This is a genomic window from Anaerolentibacter hominis, assembly GCF_032380675.1.
Lineage (GTDB): Bacteria > Bacillota > Clostridia > Lachnospirales > Lachnospiraceae > Anaerolentibacter > Anaerolentibacter hominis.
On sequence record NZ_JAWDIX010000003.1, the window covers coordinates 189,812 to 215,545 of the forward strand.

Consider the following 25,734-nt stretch of genomic DNA (forward strand, 5'->3'; position numbering starts at 1 on the left):
CGGAATATCGACTTTCCTTTTCAGTTGAATATTATAATGAAATATTTTCAAACTCCGCTATCAAAAATTATAACATTTTTTCACAGGCTTGTATAGAGAAAACTTAAAAAATCCATCGCCATTGTAAAAATATGTTCCAATGGCGATGGACTAATTATTAATTTATGAAATTCAAGCTAAGATCAAGCTTTTTTCGGGAACAGGTACTCTTTCAGAGTCAGACCTGCTTCTTCGGAAGCTTTCTTTAATACGTCGATTTCAACTGCAAGGATAATAACAACACCCTTTGCGATCATCTGCCAATAGTAGTTGATCTGCAGCAAGTTGAAACCATTTACCATGGTAGCCAGAACCAGAGCACCGATTAATGCGCCTACTGTAGAACCTGTACCACCTCTCATGGATACACCACCAAGAACGTTGGATGCGATGGCATCACCTTCGTAACCAACACCGGAAGAAGGCTGTCCGGAATACAGCTTAGCAGCAAGTACACAGCCGCCTAATGCAGATAACATACCAGAGAAGATATACGCGATCTTTTTGATCTTCTTCGGGTTAATTCCTGAATAACGTGCAGCTTCCTCATTACCACCAACCGCATACATATGACGGCCAAGTACAGTTCTGGAAAGAATAATTGCACAGATAACGAACGCGATCAACAGAATAACAACCGGGAACGGAATCGGTCCAACATGACCATTACCGATGAAGGAGAAGGAGTCCTCTGTATTTCTAACTGGAAGACCACCTGTTAACAGATATCCTAAACCACGGAAAATATTCTGTGTAGAAAGTGTTACAACGTATGGAAGCAAGTTCCACTCTGTTACAAAGTAACCATTTACAAATCCCATTGCAGCGCCGGCAACTAAGGTAAGAAGAACACCAAGCCATACCGGTACGCCTGCATTGATAATCATAACGAGGATAACACCGGTTGTCGCACAGTTTGCACCAACAGAAAGGTCGATACAGCCGACGATCAAGATAAATGTCATACCAAATGCCATCAAACCATTCTGTACAGCCTGACGAACAACGTTAATTAAGTTATCATAAGTTAAGAATGTATCACCTGTTAAAACGATCCACAAGATACAAAGTAACAGGAATCCAACAAGGATACCACCATTATTTCTAAAGAAGTTCTTGAAGCCTCTTGTAAAGGCATTTCCTGATTTTTTAGTTTTCTCCGCCACTTGTCTTTCCTCCTAATCCTGCTCCATAAGTCATAACTTTTTCCTGAGTAACCTCTTCGGTCTCCGCATCCAGAATCGCCTGTACCTCACCTTCGTACATAACAACGATACGGCTGCTCATATTGATAATTTCAGGGAGCTCCGATGAAATCATGATAATTGAAACGCCTTCCTTCGCCAGCTCAACCATCAGCTGGTAAATCTCGGCTTTAGCACCTACGTCGATACCACGGGTAGGCTCATCCAGAATTAATACCTTCGGGTTCTTAGCCAGCCATTTGGCAAGAACTACCTTCTGCTGGTTACCGCCGCTCAGGTTGCCGGCTCTCTGATCCGGACCGGACATTCTGATTCTCATACGCTGAGAATACGTATCGATAATTTCATCCTGAAGCTTGTAATTAATCTTTAAAGCCTTGTAAATCCGCTTCAAAGAAGGAAGAATAATATTAAAACCAACGGTATTGCTCAGTACAAGACCCTGTCCACGACGATCCTCAGGTACCAGACAGATACCTGCCTCAACAGCGTCTTTCATACCCTTCATCAAAACTTTCTTGCCGTCGATAAATACTTCACCGCCGGTTCTTCTGTCCAGACCAAGCATAGCACGCATTGTCTCTGTTCTGCCTGCGCCGATCAGTCCGGAGAAACCAAGAACTTCGCCTTTTCTCAAATCAAAGCTTACATTTTTCACATAATCACTGGAAAGATTCTTCACTTCCATGATCACTTCTTTGGAGCCGAATACACGCTCCGCGTAGAAGTTATCTCCCATCTCACGGCCAACCATCATGCTGACTACTTCTTCACGGGTAGATCCCTCTACTTCTTTGGTAGCAACATAACCACCGTCACGAAGTACGGTAAACCGGTCACACACGATGTATAATTCCTCTAGACGATGGGAAATATAAATAATAGATACACCATGTTTCTTCAGGTTACGAACCTGATCATAAAGGCTGTCTACCTCTCTGGCTGAAAGAGAAGCGGTAGGCTCATCCATAACGATGATCTTTGCATCCTTGGATACAGCCTTTGCAACCTCAACCATCTGCTGCTGCGCAATTGTCAGATGGTAGATGTACTCACCTGCATCCAGAGGCATGTTCAGACGATCCAGGATCTTCTGAGCCTCTTTTCTCATTGCATCAAAATCAACGAAACCGCCTTTTTTCTTTTCCTCACCAAGGAAAATATTTTCCGCTATTGTAAGGTAAGGAACAAGACTGATTTCCTGGTGAATAAATACGATACCATTCGCCATGGCATCACGGACACCCTTGAACTGAACTTCTTTGCCGTTCAGCTTGATCGTCCCGGAGTCCTTTGTGTAGATACCGTTCAGAACCTTCATCAGAGTAGATTTACCTGCACCGTTCTCACCAACAAGTGCGTGAACCTCGCCTCTGATCAGATCGAAATGAACGTCACTCAACGCGTGTACACCCGGGAAAGTCTTTTCGATGTGGTCCATCTCTAAAATGTAATCATTTGCCATCTCAATCTTCCTTCATATTTAAAATTTGTATTATAGTTACCTAATAACCAAATAAGGATATTCCAATTAAAGCTCAATATTAAATCTTAAATCTGATTGGTTTACATATTTTTACAATATCACTATAGGATAATACGATTCATATAACTAACGATTCACTTACCGCTTGCGCGGTATGTGAATCGTCAGCATATAGACTAAATACTATTTACAATTTACTTATTCAGACAACACCCTTACGACTTAGTTATCGTAATCGTAGTTCTGCATTGTTTCAGCATTGTCTTTATTACACCATTCTGTCGGGATCAGCTGCTCAGCTTCAACGGACTCACCCTTTAATGCTTTAACAGCACTAGCAACAGCTAATTTACCCATTTCGCCAGGGAACTGAGCGGAAGAACCTAACTGCTCGCCATCCAGAATCAGTTTCTTAGCTTCCTTGGAACCATCGATACCAACAACTTTGATCTTGTCAAGTTTACCAGCTGCTTTAATAGCAGAGATACAACCCTGAGCTGACGGATCGTTCAGTGCGAACTGACCTGTGATGTTCGGAGTACCCTGAAGGATGTTCTCCATACAAGGAAGAGCTGCATCAGCAGAACCTGCTGTACCTTCCTGTTTGTTAACAACTTCCATATCAGGATAGTTAGCTTCGATTGTCTCCATGAAACCTGAACCACGCAGAGCAGCTACTTTAGAAGTAGAACGTAAGTAAGCACCAAGCTCACCCTTCTCGCCAAGTTCTTTTGCTAAGTTCTCAGCACAAAGAACGCCTGCCTGATAGTTATCGGATGCAACTGTACTAACCAGTACGCTAGGATCATCCAAAGGAGTATCGATAGCGATCATGATGATACCTTTTTCTTTAGCGGTCTCCAGAGCGGAGTTAACGCCTGTGGAGTCAACGCAGTTAACGAAGATAACATCTACGCCAGATGCAACAGCATCTTCAATATCATTCAGCTGTTTAGCAACGTTGGTATCTGCATCATATACAGCTAAAGTAGAACCATTGTTCAGATCATTGATAGCACCTTCAACACCAACTTTGATTTCGGTGAAGAATGGGTTCCATGTGTTCTGAAGTGTCAGAGCGAATTTCCAGGGGCCTTCTGCTTTGCCAGCATCAGCTCCGCCATCGGTCTTGTCATCAGTTGCAGGTGTCTGCTGATCTTCGGTCTTCGGTGTGTCATTTTTTGGCTCTTCTTCTTTTTTGCTACATCCAACCATAGCACTTACACAAAGAACAAATACTAACAACAGAGCCAGTAATTTCTTGCTTGTTTTCATAAGATATCTCCTCTTTCCTTATTTTTTTTATAAATTCCCGGATGGGAAATTATAAATAGGGTTATGTACCAAACGACTTGATACTGTAGATATACTATCATCATTGTCCTGGGATGTCAATAACAAAATATATATTTTGTACATATTTTAATAAATTCTAAACAATCTTTGTACATATTTAACAGATAATAATAAATGCCGCCAATCATGCATAAAATCTGGGTTTTGGGGAAGCCGGGGAGAAGTAAAATGGAATTTATTTCTACTATATAAAATGTCATTCCATAAACAGTATAGAATTCTTTGCCAGTCAGCCGGATATGAAACAGAAACAAACGACGGTGCGCTCCGCGAACCGTCTTATTGTAAGAAAAAGAATAACCGGACGTACGCCGGTTATTCTGCGCGTTCCTAACTGGATTCGAACCAGCGGCCTACCGCTTAGGAGGCGGTCGCTCTATCCTGCTGAGCTATAGGAACGTATCATTACTGAAAATCCACCTGGCCCTGAAGCCATATCGTTCCCCGAAAACGTCGTCCCGCCTCCGGTTCCCCCATGAGATCTTCTTTATTAATACAAATACTGTACTCCAAATCGTTGCAATTTACAAGTAGGACATAAATTTTTTCTCCGGTATTTTCATTTGTGTACTCTTCGCTGCTCAATATTGTACCCAGCACAGAGTAATTATCCGACTCTGATCCATAGGGAATAAACGAACTTTCCACAATAGAATAAATATCTTCTGTTTTAGTTCTCCTGGAAATTGAAGCAAACAGGTCAATGTCATCTACAGTCAGGCTGTCGATGGCCTCCTGATTACCCTTTCTTGCTTCTGCAATCAGCTGATTCCGCTTTGTCGTCTCCTGATGATGGGTCTCCTGATCCGCCTCCTTGCTGTCTACCCCCAGTATAACCTTACCCTCGGCCGACAACCCGGACAAATGCAGCGGCGCTATAAAACTGCCGTTTTTGATTACGCTCTGGTTATCCAGATAATCCATGCTGTTCTGCAGATAGAAAATAAGGGATACACCCAGTCTGATATCCTCGCACATCCCTGTAAAGGCATCCGTGTCGATGCGTTTGTTGATGACTATCTCTTCTGCCGCCGTCACCCCGGTATTTTTCAAATACGGGTAGTAATGGTCCAAATGGAATTCGCCGTCTTCATCGTATTCTCCCCGAACCGCAATTCCCATACCAGGTGCAAACTCTTTTTCCATCTGCACTCTGAGGATGCCGTCTTCTCCTCTGGTCAGCCTGTGTCCCCCTGACTCAGCAATAACCTGCTTCAGCACAAAATCCAGTTCTTCCCTGTTTCGTATTCTCTTAAAACCTACGGCCCGCAAAAATTGATGCATCGATTGATCACCTGCCTTTTTTGTTGTCTTTTATTTATACCATTATTCCCGCGTTTTGTCTACTGGTTAAGGTAGTTTCGAACCTCATTGAAAATGGTTTTTAACAGTATAATACCTTTCAAGTCATTTTATACTGAAGGTCTTTCTTCTATATTAATAGGTTACCATAATCTAGCAGTCTTATGTCCTATGAAATACTTTATTCATATATATTTACAAAACGTTTAACTTGTTAGAATACGCAGTTTATACCATTTTTTTATAATGCTGAAAAATTAAAGACCTTTCAATGTAATAAAACAGAGGCTCTGTTCCCAGAGCCCCCTGTCTTAAACTTCTTCTTCTCTTTTTTCTTCTTCTTTATCCCTTTTCTCCTCCATTGCAACAGCCTCCTGAAAGGCCTGCTCTTCCTCTTCAGAAAGAGGGAATTCACAAATTCCAAACTTCAGTTCTTTAATATAAGCATAACAGCCATCGTTTGCATACATGGAGTTTAAGAGAAATCCATTATTATTATGATCCAACATGCACAAAACAAAACTTATGTTCCCCTTTGCTTCATGAAATGCATCATATTTTACGATTGCAAACTTCTGATAGGTACCTCTCTGGGATTTTTCCAGAGATTTCATCCGCTCCTGCATTTTATCCAAGGATTCTTCTATATCACTAATTCTGCTGAACCGATCGAGAATTCTCCGTTCCAGAGAACCGTCCCCATCTTTTCCCATAAACTTTTTATATCTTTTGTTCAGCTTATTCTGCCGTATGATTAAGACTAAAACCAGTATCGCCAGAATTACTGCAACTGCCACAAGGCCAAGTAAAATATATCCCACGTCCAAGCCAAGCTGATCCAATAATTTCACATTTATCACCCGTGCATAAATCTTGCCCAAATAATGTACTCCTGCCAGACAGACGCCAGAAAAAGGGCAACACACTTTTCCTTTCCTTTGTACTATTTCCCCTTAACGAGGAAACTTCATCAGTAACCGTCTATCATTTAATATTTTCCATTAAATCAATAATTCTCTCCAGATCTTCAATGGAATAATATTCTATTTCTATTTTACCTTTATCGTTGCTTTTTCTGTTAATACTGACTTTACTTCCTATAATCTGTTTCATTTTCTCTTCCAGATCATGATAAACGGCAGCGTCATCAGCCATCTTAACAATAGGAGCAGCTGGTTTGGGCTGACCCTGTCTTTTAACCAATTTTTCTGTTTCACGCACGCTCATTTTGTGGTCAAACACTTCCTGTGCTACCATATATTGTGTTTCTTTATCATCAATTGCCAATATTGCCCGCGCATGTCCGCTGCTAATCATATCATCAATTAGCATTTGCTGTACTCTTTCATCCAGCTTCAGTAGCCGCATTGAATTTGTAACCGCGGCTCTGCTCTTCGATACCCGTTCCGCGATTTCATCCTGTTTCAGCATAAACTCTTTCATTAATCTCTGATAGGCATAGGCTTCCTCAATAGGGTTTAAATTTTCCCGCTGAATATTTTCAATCAGAGAAATCTCAACTATTTCCTGATCAGAGTATTCCTTTATGATAGCGGGCACTTCCTTCAATCCTGCCAGCCTTGCAGCTCTCCAACGCCTCTCGCCGGCAATAATCTCATACCGTTTTCCCCTTTTTTGCAAAATCAAAGGCTGTATAACACCATACTGCTTAATAGAGTCCGCTAATTCTATAAGCGCATCTTCATTGAAGTTTTTTCTTGGCTGCTCCTGGTTTGGTTCTATCTCATTTATACCTACTAATGTTTCACGTGAAACAGTTTCTTCTTTTTCATTTTTCTCATTAACAGGAGATTCTTTCGTTTCTGTTGGAATGATTGCACCTAATCCCTTGCCTAATCCTCTTTTTGCCGCCATTATTTGTCCATACCCCTTTCAATTACTTCGTCTGCTAAATCACGATATGCATCTGCACCAGAACATTTTGAATCATACATTGTAATCGGCATACCATAACTTGGTGCTTCGGCCAATCTTACATTTCTGGGAATGATTGATTTATAAATCCGCCTGTCAAGATTTTCTTTCACATTTTCGACAACTTGTAAAGATAAGTTGGTACGAGCATCATACATGGTAAAGACGACCCCTTCCAATTCTAATGCTGGATTTAGTGCTTTCTTTATTAATTCTATCGTGTGAATAAGCTGCGTTAGCCCTTCCAAAGCATAGTATTCGCATTGTATTGGAACAATAACGCTGTCAGAAGCTGTAAGAGCATTGATTGTAAGAGTATTCAGAGATGGAGGGCAGTCAATTATAATAAAATCATATTGATCTCTCACCTGGTCCAAAGATTTCTTTAATATATACTCCTTGTTATCAATCCCTATTAATTCTATTTCTGCCCCTGATAAATTCATATTGGACGGTAATAGTGACAGATTCGGATATACTTCTTTTATTATACACTCAGATAGAGAGCTTTCAGATAACAGTAACTCATATATGGTATTCTCTATTTCTTCTTTTTCAATTCCAAACCCACTTGATGTATTTCCTTGAGGATCTGCATCGACAGTCAGCACTTTCATATTCTTTTCTGCTAAAGCAGCGGAGAGGTTAATTGCAGTTGTGGTTTTCCCGACACCGCCCTTTTGATTTGCTATTGCTATTATTCGTGCCACTCTAATCCTCCTTCCTATAACATATATTGATGTAATAATGGGTACTTTCTCATTCGCTTCGCGCTTGAGAAATGAAAACTAGCTTCGCGTTAACGCTCAGTTCTACGGGTTTTTCTCATTCGCTTCGCGTTTGAGAAATAAAAACTAGCTTCGCGCTCACGCTCAGCTAGTTTTTATTATACCGGCTATTTATTTAAAAACAAGTATTGACACTAATGTTTCACGTGAAACATAGTAAAATTAATAAATTCTTTACAATTTATCCAGCTTTGAGATTAGTTGGCCAATTTCAATTAATGCTCGCTCTGGATCATTCTGTATGATTTCTTTAATAAAAACCAGTTTTTCGACAAGTTTCGTCCTATCCTTCTGTTCGATCACTGCCTGTAATGCTTGATCTCGACTCTCCAGACCCTGCAACCTGTTTTCCAGCTGACATTTTGCCATCATACTGACATCACGTTCTTTTTCCAGCTGTCCTATCTTATCTTTTGTCTGAACCGCGATAGGAGAGAAGTATACCTTATTTTCACGTCCCATTCCAAGCATCTCATTCAGCTCTTTTTCCAATCGAATCTGATTGTTCTCTTCATCGCTTATCTTTTTTCTGATCGCTGCTATTATTTCTTTATTCTCTGCATATAGCTTTTCTATTTCTTTCATCATCCGGTCCATTGTGTTCGTCCTCTTTTCTGCCATTAATGGCACTGACAGCCAAAATTACAGTTTTCCTTTTTCACAGACATGTCTACACACATAAGGCCCTCTGAGCAATATTCTTCACCGGACTTTTGAAAACCGTATCTTTCATAAAAGGGTACTGCATGCAGCTGTGCGGTTACCTTTACTTTATCTCCCTGACATTGAAACGCACGTTCTAATAGAATACGCACGACAAAGTCTCCATATTCTTTTCCTCTTTCGTCTTTGCAGACAGCGATACGACCGATTTTATAACCGTCTTCCTCCTTCACCAGTCTGCCTGTCGCCACGGGTTTAGTTCCGTCATATATAATAAGATGTGCCGCTGTCTGATCATCTTCATTCCAGACCATACTTTGTTCTGCTTTCTGTTCCTCCAGAAACACCTGCTCACGTATACGCAGTACATCTGACAGGTCACTGCCGTAAAATAAGAATTGCCCCTTTATCATATGAATATCTCCTTCCTATATAATAGGTTCTTTGCCTGGTTTGCCCGGTGTACGGGGATACTTCTTGCCTGTATGTTTTACTTTTTCTATAACAACTAATGATCTTGCTATTTCATTGCCAGGGAGTGTAAACTCCTGAATGCCTTTTATTTTCCCTCCTAAAATCTGAATTGCCTTTTTGGAGCTGTCAAGCTCCTCACTTATATTACCTGACTTATAGGATATGAAAACTCCGCCTATGCGCAGAAACGGCAGACAGTATTCGGACAAAGTGGCCAGATTGGCAACCGCCCGGGATGTACAGATGTTATACTGTTCGCGAAACTCAACTTTGTGTGCTAGTTCCTCCGCCCTGCTGTGAACGGCAGTAATACCATGCAGACCCAGTTCCTGTATTACTTCATTTAGAAATCCGATCCTTTTATTCAGCGAATCCATCAATACCACTTCTAACTCAGGATAGTATATTTTAAGGGGAATGCCGGGAAATCCGGCTCCTGTCCCCACATCGATCAGTCTTAAGCCTTCCATAGAAGCCGGGAGATACCGTTTTGCTTTGATGAGAGACAGACTGTCGACAAAATGTTTTAATTTAACCTCCTCATATTCTGTAATAGCAGTTAAATTCATCACTTTATTCTTCTCAGTCAATAACTCATAATATTTCTGAAATTGTTTCTCCTGCGCGTCCGTAAGAAACATATCCCAATCATTTAAATAATCATTTAATCTTTTTTCCATTTTATCCTCATTTATCTGCGGTTCTCCCCGCACTTAAGTAAACCAGCAAAACAGAAATATCTGCCGGCGACACTCCGGAAATTCTGGATGCCTGGCCCACAGAAGAAGGCTTTACCTGTATCAGTTTTTGTCTTGCCTCAATGCGGAGTCCGGATATATCTTCATAATTAAGATCCTCCGGTATTTTCCTCTTCTCCAGCTTTTTAAACTGTTCCACCTGCTTTAGCTGCCGTTTGATATAGCCGTCATATTTGATATTAATATTGATCTGAACGATAACATCTTCCGGCAGAACGGGACGCTCCGGGTCCAGTTCCCCGGTCAGTTCATAGGAGAGCTCCGGCCGGCGGATCAGCTCTGCCAGGCTGGTTCCGGTTTTCAATTCAGAGCTTCCATGCTTTAAGAGAAATTCTTGAATCTGTGCCGAGGCCCCCACCTGAATACCTTCCAGTCGCTCGATCTCCTGTGCGATCTGCCGTTTCTTCTCACACACAGCCTTACAGCGATCCTCATCAATCAAACCGATCTCATAGCCCAGCTCTGTCAGGCGAAGATCCGCATTGTCCTGGCGCAGTATGAGACGGTACTCAGCCCTGGACGTCATCATACGATAAGGTTCATGAGATTCCTTTGTCACCAGATCATCTATCAGAACACCTATATATGCCTGAGAACGATCCAGAACCACAGGCTCTTTTCCCATAATCTTTCTGGCCGCATTGATCCCTGCTATCAGTCCCTGTGCCGCAGCCTCTTCATACCCGGAACTGCCGTTAAACTGACCTCCGCTGAAGAGTCCTTCCACCTTTTTAAATTCCAGACTGGATTTTAGCTGATTGGCGTTGATACAGTCATATTCGATTGCATATGCATTGCGGACAATATCCGCATGTTCCAGGCCCGGCACGGTCCGGTACATCTGAAACTGAACATCTTCCGGAAGAGAACTGGACATGCCGCTGATATACATTTCATTTGTATAAAGCCCCTCCGGCTCAATAAATACCTGATGTCTGTTTTTATCTGCGAATCGCACCACCTTATCTTCAATGGACGGGCAGTACCTTGGCCCCGTTCCTTTTATATTTCCGGAAAAAAGAGGAGAGCGGTCCAGATTGGCACGGATGATTTCATGGGTCTTCTCATTTGTATAGGTCAGCCAGCAGGAAACCTGCTCTCTCTCAAGGTCCTCCGGTTTATTTGTGAAAGAAAAAGGTACAATTTCCTCATCCCCGAATTGTTCCTCCATCTTGGTAAAGTCTATAGACCTTTTATCAATGCGGGCCGGCGTACCTGTTTTAAAGCGGTACAGCTCTATTCCCAGTCTTTTTAACGCCTCACTCAGGTGATTAGCCGCCGCCAGACCATTCGGACCGGTATAGTTACTCACATCCCCGTAGATACATCTTGCTTTTAAATACGTACCGGTACAGAGTATGGCTGCCTTGCAGGGATAGATAGAATCAGAATAGGTCTTTACTCCACTGACCTTGCCATTTTCCGTTAAGATATCCACAATTTCCCCCTGTCTGAGTGTTAAATTGTGGGTATTTTCCAGGATCTTGCGCATACTTCTGGAATAATCCTGTTTATCGGCCTGGGCACGGAGGGAATGAACAGCCGGGCCCTTGGATTTATTCAGCATCTTGGACTGGATAAAGGTCTTATCTATATTTTTGCCCATCTCACCGCCCAGCGCATCAATTTCCCTGACAAGATGTCCCTTAGAACTGCCGCCTATATTCGGGTTGCAGGGCATGAGAGCGATGCTGTCATTACTGATTGTAAATAATATCGTCTTTAATCCCAGCCGGGCGCAGGCCAGAGCCGCTTCACAGCCCGCATGACCGGCTCCCACAACTGCTACATCATATTCCTCGTAAATGTAAGACATCCTTTTACTTTCCCCTTTTCTATTCCGTTATTTCCCCATACAGAATTCCCGGAAAATCATATCTACCAGATCTTCATCCATCGCTTCCCCGATTATCGCGCCCAGTGCTTCATAGGCATTCATCAGATCGATGGAATAAAAATCCTCCGGCATCTCATTCTCTATACTTGAAATTACTTGTTTTAAACTTTCCCGAGCCTCCCTGACCGCAGCCTTATGACGCTCATTTGTAATATATATTTCATCATTATAAGTAAGACCTCCCTGGAAAAACATCTGCTCAATCAGCCTCTCCAGTTCCGCTAAACCCTGATTTTCCTTTGCCGACACCGGAACAACGGGCTTACCTGTCTTTTTCTCAAGTTCTCCCTGACTTAATGCCAGGGACAGATCCGTCTTATTCAGCAGGACGATTGCTTTTCTGTCCTGAAGCAGTTCAATAATCTCCAGATCATTTTCATCCAGCTCCAGGGAGCCGTCCACCACATATATAATCAGATCGGCCTGTTCCATCACTTCTTTTGCTCGCAAGACGCCTATCTGTTCCACAATATCGTCTGTTTTCCTTATACCGGCCGTATCAATGACTGTCAGACAGATTCCCCGCAGCATAATGGTTTCTTCCAATGTATCCCTTGTGGTTCCGGGCACGTTTGTGACGATGGCCCGTTCATCTCCCACTAGTAAATTTAACAACGAGGACTTTCCCGCATTCGGTTTTCCCACGATAACCGTACGGATACCTTCTTTGATCATACGTCCATCCTCTGCACGCATCAAAAGTTCTTCCAGCTCATTAAGATTATTCTCCGTATGAGTCCGCAAATCCTCCGCAAAGCCGTCTACGCTTATATGTTCCGGATCATCCAGAGCTGCCTCTATAAAGGCCACATCTCTTAAAATATTATCTCTTAAACTTTGTACTTTCTCTCTCAGCCCACCCCGCAGCTGTCTGACCGAGCTGTCCAGAGCCATCTCATTTTTGGCTTGGATCACGTCAATCACAGCTTCTGCCTGCGAAAGGTCTATCCTTCCATTTAAAAAAGCCCGTTTTGTAAATTCTCCTGGTTCCGCAGCCCTGGCTCCATTTTTTAACACTGTCTCCAGGATACGTCTGGTTACAACAATACCGCCATGGCAGTCTATCTCAATAACATCTTCCCTTGTATAGCTGTTCGGCGCCTTCATTATCAGCACCATCACTTCATCAATGATCTGATCCTGATCCACTATGTATCCATAATGAATCGTGTGACTCTTTTCCCTGGAAAGGACTTTGCCGCTCTTTTTCGAGCGATAGATCCGGTCTATGACTGCCAGAGCCTCTTCGCCGCTTATTCGAATTACACTGATGCCGCTGTTATTTACAGCCGTGGCAATTGCCGCGATTGTATCAGAAATCATTCTCATATCTGTTCCTTTCCTGTATCTGCAACATCGTTTGTTAACCTGAATCTGAATCATTATGGAAAAAGGAATCTACCATCCAGAGGTAGATTCCTTTTTGCTCCATCCCTTTTATTCCTGATCTTCCTTGCCGGACATCGCGGGTTTTTCAGTCTGAACTGCATCTTCCCGTTTGTTGTTGTATGGTCTGGAATAATTACGTTTATTATTATAAGGTCTTCTGGAACCTCTGCTGCTGTTATTATAGTCACGATACCCTTTTTTCAATGTAATAACAACACAGCGGTAAGGCTCCTCACCCTCACTGTGCGTCTCAACATATTTATCTCCCTGCAGTGCAGCGTGGATAATACGTCTCTCATACGGGTTCATCGGTTCCAGCGTTACAGAATGTTTTGTTCTCTTTACCTTATAGGAAATATTCTTGGCCAGATTTTCCAGGGTTGCTTTTCTTCTCTCCCTGTAATTTTCCGTATCCAATTTTACTTTCAGATAGCTTTCCTGCTCCTTATTTACAACCAGGCTGGTAAGGTACTGAAGAGAATCCAAGGTCTGTCCTCTTTTACCAATCAGAATTCCCATGTCCTCGCCTTTTAACTCGATGTTCATGGTATTCTCTGCTTCCTCCATTGTCACAATAACGTCCGCAGCTATATTCATTTCTCTTAAAACATTCTTTAAAAAGTCTCCTGCAACATCTTCAATACTGGATTTTGCTTTTACACGAATTCTTGCTGCCTTCTTAAAGAGTCCGATAAATCCGCCGGATTCTTTCTCAAGAATTTCCCATTCGACCTGGTCACTGGTTAACCCCAGTTTAATTAAGGCTTCTGTTAAGGCATCATCCACGGTTTTCCCTGTAAATTCCATCCACTCTGCCATAAGTCTTATTTCTCCTCTTTCTCATTATGACTATCCAACAAATGTGCATATCCGGAAATACTTCCCGCCTCATAATTTGTGTTTTTGCTTTCCCTCTTCTGCGACTGGTTAGCCTGGTTGTTTGGTTTATTATTTGGTTTGTTATAATTATTTGCCACGGTTGTGGAACCAGACGCAATATCCTTAATGGTACGGGTTGACTGTCTGGAATATTTTTCAACATCAGAAGTTGTCTGTCCCTTACGTTCCCGCTTCTTCCGGGCCTTTTCCATATTCTTTGCCACCAGTTCATCCACATCCATCTTGCCCATCACACGGTTTACAATAAACTGCTGAATAATTCGCACAACCGATCCGGTAATCCAGTATATACCAAGACCAATCGGCATGGAGATACAGATTATACCCGAAAAAATAGGCATGAATTTCATGACGCCATTCATGGTATTCATCGTCTGATTATCTTTATTTTGCGTGCCGGCCGTCATCATCTTCTGCTGATACCATTGCGAGGCCGCAGCAAATATTGGTATCAGTATACCGGGAAAGGAGAATCCCGGAGCCTCTATGATGTTCATTCCAAATACAAAGGAGTTGATACTCATGATCTTCTCCGAATTAACAGCTATAACACTGGCAAGAGCCGGGAACTGTTCCGAAAGTGCCTGCCAGTGAACCGGTTCCGTGAATTTAGACAGAATATCAATAATATGATTGATCTCCATCTGACCTATAATTATGCCATCCTTAACCTCGGCCCAGTCCTTGAATACAACCTTAAACTGTTCCATATACTGCTGCATAATCGGAATATAACCCTGTGTAGTACTGATTCCCACAGCGATCTCTTCATACAGCTGATACATCGGATGAATATAAGCCGGAATCGCATACATTACCCGCCACAGTGCAAACAGGATGGGGAATGTAATCAGGAGCGGCAGACATCCGCTGGTAGGTGAAATTCCATACTTTTCATACAGCGCCTGCGTCTCTGCATTCTGCTTTCTCATTGAAACTTCATCGCGCTTGCCTTTATACTTATCCTGAATCACCTTCAGTTCGGGCATAACCAATGAAGTAAGTTTCGTACTTTTCTGCTGCTTGATTGTAGAAGGTGTCATTAACAGGTTGATTAAAACCGTAAATACTACAATACATAACGCCGCGTTTTCAATGCCAATTTTACTGAACAACTCATAAATTCCGTTGAGGATAACTCCAAGAACCTTGGCAATCGGTCCCAGAAACCACCCGTCATACTGGGTCAAAAACATACTAAACACCTTTTTCCTCCTAGCCCATGCGTCCTAACGCACGAATAAGGGAATCCGACAAATTCCCTAAATTAGAATGTATGGCTTTCCATACTTTCCTCCCCGGCTGCTCCGGGGATCATTCCGTCCATCACGGAACCGGATCGTAACCGCCTTTTGAGAAGGGATTGCATCGTAAAAGTCTCCACAAGGCATAAAAGCCCCCCTTAATCAGTCCATGCTTTTCTAATGCCTGAATCGCATATTCCGAACAGGTGGGCATGAACTTACAGGTGGGTCTTCCTTTCAAAGAAGAGATATTTCTGCGATAAAATTTAATCAAGTAAATCAATATCCGTTTCATTACGAATTCGCCGTCTCTTTTAAAATGCCATGAAGTTTAAAAAGGTGCAGCAGAGCACCTTCTATTTCCTTATAATCTTTTCCCTTTGAGAGAACTCTGGCTACCACCACAATCTGGTAACCACTCTTGCATTTCTCTTCGTTAAGCCGGAAACTCTCCCGAATCAGTCTTTTAGTCCTATGCCTGACAACACTGTTGCCTACTTTTTTACTGACTGATATTCCAATACAATTCTTCTTCCCGCGATTTGGAAGAAGATACATAACCAAATAACGATTGGCATAGGATGTCCCACGGTGATATACCTCCTGGAACTCCTGATTTTTTCTCATTCTCTCTGACAATGATCAGGTCTCCCCATATCTGACTTTGCGGTACCTGCATAGAAGAAAAGGCCACAATAATTGCGACCTAAGCAGATAATCTCTTTCTTCCTTTTGCTCTTCTGCTGGCTAATACTTTTCTGCCGTTAGAAGTACTCATTCTCTGTCTGAATCCATGAACTTTGGCTCTGGATCTTTTTTTCGGCTGAAATGTCATCTTCATCTGAGAAACACCTCCCTTTCTGGTATATCATTTGCTGCCGGTCCCAAACAGACGTCTGAATCCGGCTAAATGAAGGAACTAGTCCATATCACGTCTCATTGTACTATCATTCTTTGATTCCGTCAAGAAAAATTAACCCGAAAACATGCAATTTCGTACATGCTGCAGCCTTATTTCTATTCCCTCGGTACATTTTCTGTATTGCCAAATATCTCCTATATAAATAGGAAGAAACTCATCCCTAATTCTCCTTATATTCTTGAAAAATCCCTCCATATAGTATAAGATAGTATTGTATGAGCCGTGAGACGGCTCCTGTTTGACATTTTTAAGGATTTAGGCATTCACTTAGAGACCAATATTTAATACGGATGAACTGCCTTCTGAGGCTTTCCGGAGGCGGTATATTAGAAAACCTTCGTACCCTATGTTTTCCATAGCACAACGAAGTTTTTTATCTTAAATGGGTCAGTCAACTTTTTCAGTTTATTCAGTACAGTTGAAGTGAATCCAGAACATTGCCAGTGCGCTTACGCGGGCCGGCTTATTCATGACAGGCTGTCCGGATTGTGGACATGTCCTGTTGTACAGAGAGGGTCATCGATTGATGCGCCTATTACTATGAAGAGCCTGGGGTATGATATGAAAGAAAAACTAGTTAGTCAGTGGGATGAGATCAAAGAGACGCTGAAACAAGAATATGAGCTGCTGGATATCAGCTATAATACCTGGATCAAACCACTGGAAATCCTCGACCTTTATCCGGAAGAGAATGAAATCATCGTTCTTGTGGATGATTCCAAACTTGGGCCCAATGCGGTCAATATCGTCAATAAAAAATATGGTGCGTTGTTATCTACTGTAATCGCTGAAACACTGGACCAGGAGTTTAACCTTACCTTTATTCCGAAAAGCGAAGCTTCTACTTATACGAAGAAGCACAGTTCTTCCAATACCAAGAAGACTATTAATATAGAAGAAACACGGAATAACGACTATCCGTTTTTAAATCCCCGATATACTTTTGATTCGTTTGTTGTAGGAAATAACAATGAATTGGCTCACGCCGCTGCGCTGGCTGTTGCAGAAGCACCCGGAGACATCTACAACCCACTGTTTATTTACGGAGGAGTAGGACTGGGTAAAACCCATCTGATGCATTCGATCGCCCATTTTATACTGCAGCAGAATCCCAACGCCAGGGTTCAGTATGTAACCAGTGAAAAATTCACCAACGAATTAATTGATTCCATTCGTAATGAGAATATGACTACCTCGGAGTTCAGGGATAAGTACCGCAACGTGGATGTACTTCTCATCGATGATATCCAGTTTATTATCGGGAAAGAGAGAACCCAAGAAGAATTCTTTCATACGTTCAATGCCCTTTATGAATTGAAAAAACAGATTATTATTTCCAGTGATAAACCGCCAAAAGATATTGAAACTCTGGAAGAACGCCTTCGTTCCCGTTTTGAATGGGGCTTGATTGTAGACATTCAGTCTCCGGACTATGAAACCAGAATGGCAATTCTCCGCAAGAAAGATGAGCTGGATAATCTGAATATAGATGACGGCATTATGGAGTATATTGCATCAAATGTTAAGTCAAATATTCGAGAACTGGAAGGAGCTATGACAAAGGTTGTTGCTTTCTCCCGTTTAAAGAACCGTGAGATTAACATGGATCTTGCGGAAGAAGCCTTAAAGGATATGATTTCTCCCAATGATAAGGTTGAGATCACACCTGAATTGATTGTATCGATAACCGCAGAGCATTTTAATATTACAATCGACGAGATTAAGTCCACGAAGAAAAATAAGAACATATCTTTTCCCAGACAGATCTGTATGTACCTCTGCCGTAAATTTACCGATTCCTCACTCATCGACATCGGAAAAGCGGTCGGCGGCCGGGATCATACCACCATCATGCACGGAATTGAGAAAATTGAATCGGCACTGGAGCAGGATTATACTCTTCAGAATACGATACAGGTACTCTGTAAAAAATTAAATCCCAAGAATTCCTGATGGGTTCAGAGTGATGAACAAAATGTGGACAATCTGTTGATAGACTGTGGAAGAAATGTGTATCATTTTCAGGTTAAAAACTTGTCCACAGTAATCCACAGCCTGTCCCGAATAAACTCACAAAAATATGGACAGTTCATTTTTTAAAAAGCCTGCATTCACAATGGATTGCAGAGTTACCAACATTTCCACACCCTCTATTATTACTACTGCTTACTATTTTATTATTATATCTATATCGAATCCCGAAAGGAGTTGTACACATTTTATGAAGATAACCTGTTCGAAATCAAATCTTTTAAATGGTGTTAACATTGTTTTGAAGGCGGTTCCTGCTAAGACGACAATGCCAATACTGGAATGTATCATTTTAAAGGTAACAGACCAGTCTGTTCAGATGATTGCCAATGATATGGAACTGGGCATCCAGACAGAAATTGATGCTTTTGTAGAGGAACCTGGTATGGTAGCGGTTAATGCAAAAGTATTTTCCGAAATCATCCGTAAGCTGCCGGAAAATGATGTGGTGATCCAGGCAGATGAAGATTATAATATATCTATTGTATGTGAGAAAGCGAAGTTTAATATTCTGGGGAAATCCGGTGAAGAATTCCCATTCCTTCCGGAGATCGAACGGGACCAGTCTATAGTCCTTTCCCAGTTTACCCTGAAAGAATTGATTCGTCAGACGGTATTCTCTATTTCTGACAGTGAAAGCAACCGGATTATGACTGGTGAACTTTTTGAAATTCGTCAGGATAATCTCAGAGTAATTTCACTGGATGGACATCGAATTTCTATCCGGAGGACGAAATTAAAGGAAGCCTACGATGACAATCAGGTTATTGTTCCAGGTAAAACATTAATTGAAGTCAGCAAGATTCTCTCCGGAGAGATGTCCGATGAGGTGAAGATATTCTTTACCGACAAGCACATTGTCTTTGAATTTGCTCAGACTGTGGTACTCTCCAGATTGATTGAAGGAGATTATTATAAGATTGACCAGATGTTATCCAATGACTATGAGACAAAGATAACCATCAATAAAAAAGAACTGTTAAGCTGCATCGACCGTGCTACGCTGCTGATTAAAGAATCCGAGAAGCGGCCTATTATTATTAATATTACCGATGGGGGAATGGAGTTAAAGATTAATTCTGCGATCGGTTCTATGAATGAAGAGATTGATATAGCGAAGGAAGGTAAAGATATTCTGATTGGTTTTAACCCCAGATTTCTGATGGATGCACTTCGGGTAATTGACGATGAAGAGGTGGATATTTATTTATTTAATCCGAAGGCGCCGTGCTTTATCAAAGACAAAGAAGAAAATTATATTTATCTGATTCTGCCTGTTAACTTCCTGGCAGCATAGAGAAAGAAGGATTTTGATTTTATGGCGGAGATTGAATTGAAGCTGAGAGAAGAATTTATTAAACTGGGTCAGGCGCTGAAAGCGGCCGGTCTGGCGGAAAACGGCGGGGATGCCAAGGGAGCCATTCTGGACGGCCAAGTTAAAGTAAATGGCGTCCCGGAATTCCAGAGAGGTAAAAAACTGCATGAGGGGGACAGAGTTTCGTTTGGAACAGAAGAGATTCTGATTACAAAATGAATTTCCCAGGCAGACATCACAGAGGTAGGATAATATGGTCATCCGGTCTTTACAGCTGAAAGATTATCGTAATTATGATGATCTTTATATGGAATTTGATGATAACGTCAACATTTTGTTTGGCGACAATGCACAGGGAAAGACAAATATTCTGGAAGCAATTTATCTGGGGAGCACAACCAGGTCTCACAGAGGAAATAAGGACAGGGAGCTGATTCACCTTGGACGGGAGGAATCTCATATCCGGATCGAGATGAGACGGGAAGAGATTGGTCACAGGATCGATATCCATCTGAAGAGGAACAAGGCAAAAGGAGCGGCTATTGACGGAATGCCGATCCGCAAGTCCAGCGAGCTGGTAGGTTTTATGAATGTAGTGTTCTTTTCACCGGAAGATCTTTCTATGGTGAAGAACGGCCCGGGAGAGCGCAGAAGATTTGTGGATATGGAGCTGTGTCAGCTGGATAAGGTCTATCTGAATTTTCTGTCAGGCTATAACCGCACCGTGCAGCAGAGAAATAACCTGTTAAAGCAGATCAGTTTCAAACCTTCATTAATGGATACACTTAGTATATGGGATGAGCAGCTGGTACAATATGGGAATCAGGTCATAGAGGGCAGAAAGAAATTTATTACATGCCTGAATGATGTTATTCGGGATATTCACTATCAGCTCTCCGGAGAAAAGGAAGAAATCCACATCCAGTATGTTCCTTCTGTGGATAAAGACGAGTTTCTGACAAAGCTGGAACAGGGACGGGAGCGGGATATCGCTTTAAAGACCACAAATACAGGCCCGCACCGGGATGATCTGGTGTTTTATATTAATGATCTGGATATCCGCCGGTTTGGTTCACAGGGACAGGTAAGAAGCGCCACGCTGTCATTAAAACTGGCAGAAATTGAATTGGTTAAGAGGATGACAGGGCACAAGCCGATTCTGCTTCTGGATGACGTGCTCTCGGAGCTGGACCGTACAAGGCAGAAACAGCTGTTAAATGGGATTCAGGATATTCAGGTAATTATAACTTGTACCGGTATGGAAGAATTTATTCGTGACCGGCTGAAGATTAATAAAGTGTATCATGTGTCGGAGGGAAAGGTAACTATCACAGAATAGTGAATAATGAAGAATGAAGATATCTATAAAATGAAGAGTTTATAATGAAGAATGAAGAACGTGGAAAGAAACGTTCCAACAATTTATTTTAATATTGTAGACAGATTTTCGTTGTAAATTAATATTATTTTCACTCTTCATTATCCACTATTTGATAAGGATTATAAAGAGGCAGTTTGAAAAGGCGGCAGCAGGAAGCCTTTTGGTTTCGGTATTGGAGGTAATAATGAATATGGATTTTAATATGGACAAGGATACGGAATACGGTGCGGATCAGATTCAGATTCTGGAAGGCCTGGAGGCGGTAAGAAAACGTCCGGGAATGTACATTGGAAGTACATCTTCCAAGGGGCTTCACCATCTGGTTTCAGAGATCGTGGATAACGCAATTGATGAGGCTCTGGCAGGATTCTGTGATACGATTCTGGTAGTGATTAATAAGGATAATTCCGTTACCGTCTGTGATAACGGAAGAGGAATCCCTGTTGGAATTAACAGTAAGACGGGCCTTCCAGGTGTGGAAGTGGTATTTACCATTCTGCATGCCGGCGGAAAATTCGGCGGCGGGGGATATAAGGTATCCGGCGGTCTGCATGGCGTTGGTGCATCGGTTGTCAACGCACTGTCTGAATGGCTGGAGGTAACGATTCATACAGACGGAAAGAAATACAGACAGCGCTATGAGCGGGGGCAGGTTGTTAAAAAGCTGGAAATCATCGGCGATACAGATCATACCGGTACGGATGTAACATTCAAACCGGATGGAGAAATTTTTGAGGAGACCGTATTTGAATACGATCTGTTAAAACAGCGCCTCCGGGAAATGGCTTTCCTGACTAAGAATGTCAAGATCGTACTCCGAGATGACAGAGCAGAGGAGCCGGAGGAACGTGTATTCCACTATGAAGGCGGTATTAAGGAATATGTGGCATATTTAAATCGTCACAAAGATCCCCTTTATGACAGTATTATTTACTGTGAAGGACAGAAAGATGATGTCTACGTGGAAGTAGCGATGCAGCATAATAGTTCCTATACAGACGGAACCTACAGTTTTGTCAATAATATCACCACACCGGAAGGCGGAACCCATCTCACCGGATTTAAAAATGCTTTAACGAAAACGTTCAATGATTATGCCAGAGAGCAGAAGTTTTTGAAGGATAACGAACAGAACTTAAACGGTGAGGACATCAGAGAGGGTCTGACCGCTATTATAAGTGTAAAACTGCCTGATCCTCAGTTTGAGGGACAGACAAAGCAGAAACTGGGCAATTCGGAGGCGAGAGGGGCTGTAGATAACATTGTAAGCGAGCAGCTGACCTATTTCCTGGAGCAGAATCCCAATGTTGCTAAAATTATATGTGAGAAAGCAGTACTTGCACAGCGGGCCAGAGATGCGGCCAGGAAAGCCAGGGATCTGACCAGAAGAAAAACGGCTCTGGAGGGTGTCAGCCTGCCGGGTAAGCTGGCAGATTGTTCCGATAAGGACCCGAAGAATTGTGAGATATATATTGTAGAGGGAGACTCCGCAGGGGGAAGCGCCAAGACAGCCAGATCCCGTGCTACGCAGGCGATTCTGCCGCTGAGAGGTAAAATCCTGAATGTGGAGAAATCAAGACTGGATAAAATACTGGTCAATAACGAGATCAAGGCCATGATTACAGCTTTTGGAACTGGTATCTCGGAGGACTTTGATATCAGTAAACTCCGCTATCACAAGATTATTATTATGACGGATGCGGATGTGGATGGTGCGCATATCAGCACACTTCTATTAACCTTCCTGTACCGTTTTATGCCTGATTTGATCAAAGACGGTTATGTCTATCTGGCTCAGCCGCCGCTGTATAAACTGGAGAGGGGCAAGCTGGTCCGCTATGCGTACAGCGATGATGAGCTCAATTCCATGCTGGAAGAGGTGGGCAGAGACGGAAACAATAAGATCCAGCGTTATAAAGGACTTGGGGAGATGGATGCGGAGCAGCTCTGGGAAACTACCATGGACCCGGAGAAACGTATCTTGCTGCGTGTTACCATTGATGAAGAGGAATCATCAGAGATTGATCTGACCTTTACCACCCTGATGGGAGATAAAGTAGAGCCAAGAAGAGAATTTATTGAAGCAAATGCCAAGTATGTGAAAAACTTAGACATCTGATGGAGGAGAAAACAATGGATGAAACTATTTTCGATAAGGTCCATGAGGTAGACCTGAAGAAAACGATGGAGACATCGTATATCGATTATGCTATGTCAGTTATCGCCGCGCGTGCTCTTCCTGATGTCAGAGATGGTTTGAAGCCGGTACAGAGAAGAATTCTCCACGCGATGATCGAGCTGAACAATGGGCCGGATAAACCCCATCGTAAATGTGCCCGTATCGTCGGCGATACCATGGGTAAATACCATCCTCACGGCGACAGTTCCATTTATGGGGCCTTGGTTAATCTGGCCCAGGAATGGTCAACAAGGTATCCCCTGGTGGACGGTCATGGAAACTTTGGTTCCGTAGATGGCGACGGCGCCGCGGCCATGCGTTATACAGAAGCCAGACTGAGCAAAATCTCTATGGAGATGCTCTCTGATATTAATAAAGATACGGTAGATTTCGTTCCGAACTTTGATGAGACGGAAAAAGAACCTGCCGTTCTGCCTTCCCGCTTCCCGAATCTGTTAATTAACGGAACGTCTGGTATTGCTGTCGGTATGGCTACAAATATACCGCCTCACAACCTCAGGGAAGTTATTAACGGCGTAGTCAGGATTATCGACAACCGGATAGAGGAAGACCGTCAGACATCGATTGAGGAATTATTAAAAATAATAAAAGGACCCGACTTCCCTACAGGAGCCACTATTTTAGGCACAGCCGGCATTGATCAGGCTTACCGGACCGGACGGGGTAAAATCAGGGTAAGGGCCGTTACGGAAATAGAGCCGATGGCAAACGGCAAGAATCGTATCGTCGTCACTGAACTGCCCTATATGGTGAATAAAGCAAGACTGATTGAGAAGATTGCAGAGCTGGTACATGAGAAGAAGATAGATGGCATCACTGATTTGAGAGATGAATCCAATCGGAACGGCATGCGTATCTGTATTGAGCTGCGCCGGGATGTAAATTCAAATGTTATCTTAAATCAATTATACAAGCATACCCAGCTGCAGGATACGTTTGGTGTTATTATGCTGGCTCTGGTCAACAACGAACCCAGAGTCCTGAATTTGAGCCAGATGCTGGAATACTACCTGAAGCATCAGGAGGAAGTTGTCACCAGAAGGACCCGCTATGACTTAAATAAAGCCCAGGAGAGGGCTCATATCCTGGAAGGCCTGCTTATTGCTCTGGATAATATTGATGAGGTAATTAAAATCGTCCGTTCTTCCAGAAACGGTGCGGAAGCAAAAGAGCATCTGATGGAGAGATTTGGTCTGACAGATGTTCAGTCTCAGGCAATCATCGATATGAGACTGAGGGCTCTGACCGGTCTGGAGAGAGAAAAGCTGGAAACGGAATACGCGGATCTGATGGAAAAGATTGCATATTATCAGGCCATTCTCTCCGATGAAAAGAAACTGTTAGGCGTAATCAGAGAAGAAATTCTCGCTATTTCCGACAAATACGGGGACGAGAGAAGGACATCCATAGGATATGATATCTATGATATTACCACAGAGGATCTGATACCGAGAGAAAACGTGGTAATCAGCATGACGAAGCTGGGTTATATCAAGAGAATGAACGTCGATAACTTTAAAGCACAGAACCGGGGCGGCAAGGGAATTAAGGGAATGCAGACCATAGAGGAAGATTTCATAGAGGATCTGTTTATGTCAACAACCCATCATTTCCTGATGTTCTTCACCAATAAAGGAAGAGTATACCGGCTGAAAGCATATGAGATTCCGGAATCAGGAAGAACAGCCAGAGGTACGGCTATCGTCAACCTTCTGCAGCTGCAGCCGGAGGAAAATATAACCGCGGTTATTCCTCTCCGGGAATACGATGAATCCAAATATTTATTTATGGCAACCAAGAAGGGCATCGTCAAAAAGACGTCAATCGCAGAGTATATGAATATCCGGAAATCCGGGCTTCAGGCGATTAATCTGCGGGAGGACGACGAACTGATCGAAGTTAAGGTTACCGACCGTGAAAAAGATATTATCCTTGTGACTAAACATGGCATGTGTATCCGGTTTAATGAGGAGGATGTCAGACCGACAGGAAGAACTTCCATGGGTGTCATCGGAATGAATCTGGATGACAGCGACGAAATAGTAGGTATGCAGTTAAATACCCAGGGAGATTATCTCCTCTTTGTTTCAGAGTATGGAATGGGTAAACGTACTAAGATGGAAGAATTTACACCCCAGCGCCGCGGAGGTAAAGGTGTAAAATGTTATAAGATTACGGAAAAAACCGGGAATGTAGTCGGAGTCAAGGCAGTCAATGAAGAAAATGAAATGATGCTGATTACGACTCAGGGTATTATAATACGAATCATGGTTTCTCAGATTTCAGATCTGGGACGGATCACTTCTGGAGTAAAACTGATTAACGTTGATTCAGAAAATGATGTTACGGTAGCCAGTATCGCCAAGGTGAGAGAGGGCAGCACAGAGGACCCGATCGGTGAAACGCCTGCCGAAGAAGAGGCGGAAGCAGAAAAATCGGAGGGATGAAA

At 42.5% G+C, this 25,734-nt stretch carries 23 protein-coding genes and 1 tRNA gene; 6 read left to right on the forward strand and 18 right to left on the reverse strand.

Annotated elements, in window-relative coordinates; genetic code table 11:
* Window positions 1–182: 182 nt before the first annotated feature.
* The 18 genes from ABCW47_RS12230 to rpmH form a co-directional block, all read right to left on the reverse strand.
* Entirely contained in the window at window positions 183–1,205 is a 1,023-nt protein-coding gene (locus ABCW47_RS12230; RefSeq protein ID WP_343210218.1) for an ABC transporter permease, read from the reverse strand.
* Window positions 1,189–2,709: a sugar ABC transporter ATP-binding protein gene (locus ABCW47_RS12235; RefSeq protein WP_343210219.1), complete on the reverse strand. Its 1,521-nt coding sequence runs from the start codon at window positions 2,707–2,709 to the stop codon at window positions 1,189–1,191. The genes ABCW47_RS12230 and ABCW47_RS12235 overlap by 17 nt, the downstream gene beginning before the upstream one ends.
* 243 nt (window positions 2,710–2,952) lie before the next feature.
* Window positions 2,953–4,005: a substrate-binding domain-containing protein gene (locus ABCW47_RS12240; protein WP_343210220.1), complete on the reverse strand. Its 1,053-nt coding sequence runs from the start codon at window positions 4,003–4,005 to the stop codon at window positions 2,953–2,955.
* Between the two features lie 406 nt (window positions 4,006–4,411).
* Window positions 4,412–4,485 (reverse strand) — tRNA-Arg (locus tag ABCW47_RS12245).
* A gap of 6 nt (window positions 4,486–4,491) precedes the next feature.
* Window positions 4,492–5,370: a DUF3881 family protein gene (locus ABCW47_RS12250; protein WP_343210221.1), complete on the reverse strand. Its 879-nt coding sequence runs from the start codon at window positions 5,368–5,370 to the stop codon at window positions 4,492–4,494.
* A gap of 329 nt (window positions 5,371–5,699) precedes the next feature.
* Window positions 5,700–6,269 (reverse strand): DUF4446 family protein, encoded by a 570-nt coding sequence (locus ABCW47_RS12255; RefSeq protein WP_343210222.1) that lies wholly within the window; start codon window positions 6,267–6,269, stop codon window positions 5,700–5,702.
* Between the two features lie 103 nt (window positions 6,270–6,372).
* Window positions 6,373–7,263, reverse strand: a complete 891-nt coding sequence (locus ABCW47_RS12260) for a ParB/RepB/Spo0J family partition protein (RefSeq protein WP_343210223.1) — start codon at window positions 7,261–7,263, stop codon at window positions 6,373–6,375.
* Window positions 7,263–8,033: a ParA family protein gene (locus ABCW47_RS12265; protein ID WP_343210224.1), complete on the reverse strand. Its 771-nt coding sequence runs from the start codon at window positions 8,031–8,033 to the stop codon at window positions 7,263–7,265. The genes ABCW47_RS12260 and ABCW47_RS12265 overlap by 1 nt, the downstream gene beginning before the upstream one ends.
* Window positions 8,034–8,285: 252 nt before the next feature.
* Entirely contained in the window at window positions 8,286–8,708 is a 423-nt protein-coding gene (locus tag ABCW47_RS12270; protein ID WP_343210225.1) for a hypothetical protein, read from the reverse strand.
* 23 nt (window positions 8,709–8,731) lie between these two features.
* Complete coding sequence (locus ABCW47_RS12275) at window positions 8,732–9,187, reverse strand: GNAT family N-acetyltransferase (protein WP_343210226.1); 456 nt, start codon at window positions 9,185–9,187, stop codon at window positions 8,732–8,734.
* A gap of 15 nt (window positions 9,188–9,202) precedes the next feature.
* Complete coding sequence (gene rsmG, locus ABCW47_RS12280) at window positions 9,203–9,928, reverse strand: 16S rRNA (guanine(527)-N(7))-methyltransferase RsmG (protein ID WP_343210227.1); 726 nt, start codon at window positions 9,926–9,928, stop codon at window positions 9,203–9,205.
* A 7-nt stretch (window positions 9,929–9,935) separates the two neighbouring features.
* Entirely contained in the window at window positions 9,936–11,822 is a 1,887-nt protein-coding gene (gene mnmG / locus ABCW47_RS12285) for a tRNA uridine-5-carboxymethylaminomethyl(34) synthesis enzyme MnmG (protein WP_343210228.1), read from the reverse strand.
* 27 nt (window positions 11,823–11,849) lie between these two features.
* Window positions 11,850–13,226: a tRNA uridine-5-carboxymethylaminomethyl(34) synthesis GTPase MnmE gene (mnmE, locus tag ABCW47_RS12290; RefSeq protein ID WP_343210247.1), complete on the reverse strand. Its 1,377-nt coding sequence runs from the start codon at window positions 13,224–13,226 to the stop codon at window positions 11,850–11,852.
* A gap of 114 nt (window positions 13,227–13,340) precedes the next feature.
* The gene (gene jag / locus ABCW47_RS12295) at window positions 13,341–14,111 is read right to left on the reverse strand and encodes an RNA-binding cell elongation regulator Jag/EloR (RefSeq protein WP_343210229.1); all 771 of its coding nucleotides are present in this window, start codon (window positions 14,109–14,111) and stop codon (window positions 13,341–13,343) included.
* A gap of 5 nt (window positions 14,112–14,116) precedes the next feature.
* Window positions 14,117–15,388: a YidC/Oxa1 family membrane protein insertase gene (locus tag ABCW47_RS12300; RefSeq protein ID WP_343210248.1), complete on the reverse strand. Its 1,272-nt coding sequence runs from the start codon at window positions 15,386–15,388 to the stop codon at window positions 14,117–14,119.
* 130 nt (window positions 15,389–15,518) lie between these two features.
* Window positions 15,519–15,731: a membrane protein insertion efficiency factor YidD gene (gene yidD, locus ABCW47_RS12305; protein WP_343210230.1), complete on the reverse strand. Its 213-nt coding sequence runs from the start codon at window positions 15,729–15,731 to the stop codon at window positions 15,519–15,521.
* Window positions 15,731–16,063 carry a ribonuclease P protein component gene (gene rnpA / locus ABCW47_RS12310; protein WP_343210249.1) on the reverse strand — a complete coding sequence of 111 codons (333 nt, stop codon included), beginning with the start codon at window positions 16,061–16,063 and terminating at the stop codon, window positions 15,731–15,733. The genes yidD and rnpA overlap by 1 nt, the downstream gene beginning before the upstream one ends.
* Window positions 16,064–16,142: 79 nt before the next feature.
* Window positions 16,143–16,277 (reverse strand): 50S ribosomal protein L34, encoded by a 135-nt coding sequence (gene rpmH / locus ABCW47_RS12315; RefSeq protein WP_343210231.1) that lies wholly within the window; start codon window positions 16,275–16,277, stop codon window positions 16,143–16,145.
* Between the two features lie 642 nt (window positions 16,278–16,919).
* On the opposite strand from rpmH, the gene dnaA reads away from it, so the two are divergent.
* The 6 genes from dnaA (at window position 16,920) to gyrA (ending at window position 25,732) form a co-directional block, all read left to right on the forward strand.
* On the forward strand, window positions 16,920–18,311 hold the full coding sequence (gene dnaA / locus ABCW47_RS12320) for a chromosomal replication initiator protein DnaA (protein ID WP_343210232.1): 1,392 nt from the start codon (window positions 16,920–16,922) through the stop codon (window positions 18,309–18,311).
* Between the two features lie 268 nt (window positions 18,312–18,579).
* Complete coding sequence (gene dnaN, locus ABCW47_RS12325; protein WP_343210233.1) at window positions 18,580–19,686, forward strand: DNA polymerase III subunit beta; 1,107 nt, start codon at window positions 18,580–18,582, stop codon at window positions 19,684–19,686.
* Between the two features lie 21 nt (window positions 19,687–19,707).
* The gene (locus ABCW47_RS12330; RefSeq protein WP_343210234.1) at window positions 19,708–19,923 is read left to right on the forward strand and encodes an RNA-binding S4 domain-containing protein; all 216 of its coding nucleotides are present in this window, start codon (window positions 19,708–19,710) and stop codon (window positions 19,921–19,923) included.
* 34 nt (window positions 19,924–19,957) lie between these two features.
* A complete protein-coding gene (gene recF, locus ABCW47_RS12335) occupies window positions 19,958–21,043 on the forward strand; it encodes a DNA replication/repair protein RecF (protein ID WP_343210235.1) in 1,086 nt (361 codons plus the stop codon).
* 232 nt (window positions 21,044–21,275) lie between these two features.
* On the forward strand, window positions 21,276–23,204 hold the full coding sequence (gyrB, locus tag ABCW47_RS12340) for a DNA topoisomerase (ATP-hydrolyzing) subunit B (RefSeq protein ID WP_425516085.1): 1,929 nt from the start codon (window positions 21,276–21,278) through the stop codon (window positions 23,202–23,204).
* A 14-nt stretch (window positions 23,205–23,218) separates the two neighbouring features.
* On the forward strand, window positions 23,219–25,732 hold the full coding sequence (gene gyrA / locus ABCW47_RS12345) for a DNA gyrase subunit A (protein WP_343210236.1): 2,514 nt from the start codon (window positions 23,219–23,221) through the stop codon (window positions 25,730–25,732).
* Window positions 25,733–25,734 lie beyond the last annotated feature (2 nt).

What these genes read in the sequence shown, in the direction of transcription:
- ABCW47_RS12235 (WP_343210219.1), bottom strand. Translation starts at nt 2,709, where the DNA reads ATGGCAAATGATTACATTTTAGAGATGGACCACATCGAAAAGACTTTC.
- ABCW47_RS12240 (WP_343210220.1), bottom strand. Translation starts at nt 4,005, where the DNA reads ATGAAAACAAGCAAGAAATTACTGGCTCTGTTGTTAGTATTTGTTCTT.
- ABCW47_RS12250 (WP_343210221.1), bottom strand. Translation starts at nt 5,370, where the DNA reads ATGCATCAATTTTTGCGGGCCGTAGGTTTTAAGAGAATACGAAACAGG.
- ABCW47_RS12260 (WP_343210223.1), bottom strand. Translation starts at nt 7,263, where the DNA reads ATGGCGGCAAAAAGAGGATTAGGCAAGGGATTAGGTGCAATCATTCCA.
- ABCW47_RS12270 (WP_343210225.1), bottom strand. Translation starts at nt 8,708, where the DNA reads ATGGACCGGATGATGAAAGAAATAGAAAAGCTATATGCAGAGAATAAA.
- ABCW47_RS12275 (WP_343210226.1), bottom strand. Translation starts at nt 9,187, where the DNA reads ATGATAAAGGGGCAATTCTTATTTTACGGCAGTGACCTGTCAGATGTA.
- rsmG (WP_343210227.1), bottom strand. Translation starts at nt 9,928, where the DNA reads ATGGAAAAAAGATTAAATGATTATTTAAATGATTGGGATATGTTTCTT.
- mnmG (WP_343210228.1), bottom strand. Translation starts at nt 11,822, where the DNA reads ATGTCTTACATTTACGAGGAATATGATGTAGCAGTTGTGGGAGCCGGT.
- mnmE (WP_343210247.1), bottom strand. Translation starts at nt 13,226, where the DNA reads ATGATTTCTGATACAATCGCGGCAATTGCCACGGCTGTAAATAACAGC.
- jag (WP_343210229.1), bottom strand. Translation starts at nt 14,111, where the DNA reads ATGGCAGAGTGGATGGAATTTACAGGGAAAACCGTGGATGATGCCTTA.
- ABCW47_RS12300 (WP_343210248.1), bottom strand. Translation starts at nt 15,388, where the DNA reads ATGTTTTTGACCCAGTATGACGGGTGGTTTCTGGGACCGATTGCCAAG.
- yidD (WP_343210230.1), bottom strand. Translation starts at nt 15,731, where the DNA reads ATGAAACGGATATTGATTTACTTGATTAAATTTTATCGCAGAAATATC.
- rnpA (WP_343210249.1), bottom strand. Translation starts at nt 16,063, where the DNA reads ATGAGAAAAAATCAGGAGTTCCAGGAGGTATATCACCGTGGGACATCC.
- rpmH (WP_343210231.1), bottom strand. Translation starts at nt 16,277, where the DNA reads ATGAAGATGACATTTCAGCCGAAAAAAAGATCCAGAGCCAAAGTTCAT.
- dnaA (WP_343210232.1), top strand. Translation starts at nt 16,920, where the DNA reads ATGAAAGAAAAACTAGTTAGTCAGTGGGATGAGATCAAAGAGACGCTG.
- dnaN (WP_343210233.1), top strand. Translation starts at nt 18,580, where the DNA reads ATGAAGATAACCTGTTCGAAATCAAATCTTTTAAATGGTGTTAACATT.
- ABCW47_RS12330 (WP_343210234.1), top strand. Translation starts at nt 19,708, where the DNA reads ATGGCGGAGATTGAATTGAAGCTGAGAGAAGAATTTATTAAACTGGGT.
- recF (WP_343210235.1), top strand. Translation starts at nt 19,958, where the DNA reads ATGGTCATCCGGTCTTTACAGCTGAAAGATTATCGTAATTATGATGAT.
- gyrB (WP_425516085.1), top strand. Translation starts at nt 21,276, where the DNA reads ATGGATTTTAATATGGACAAGGATACGGAATACGGTGCGGATCAGATT.
- gyrA (WP_343210236.1), top strand. Translation starts at nt 23,219, where the DNA reads ATGGATGAAACTATTTTCGATAAGGTCCATGAGGTAGACCTGAAGAAA.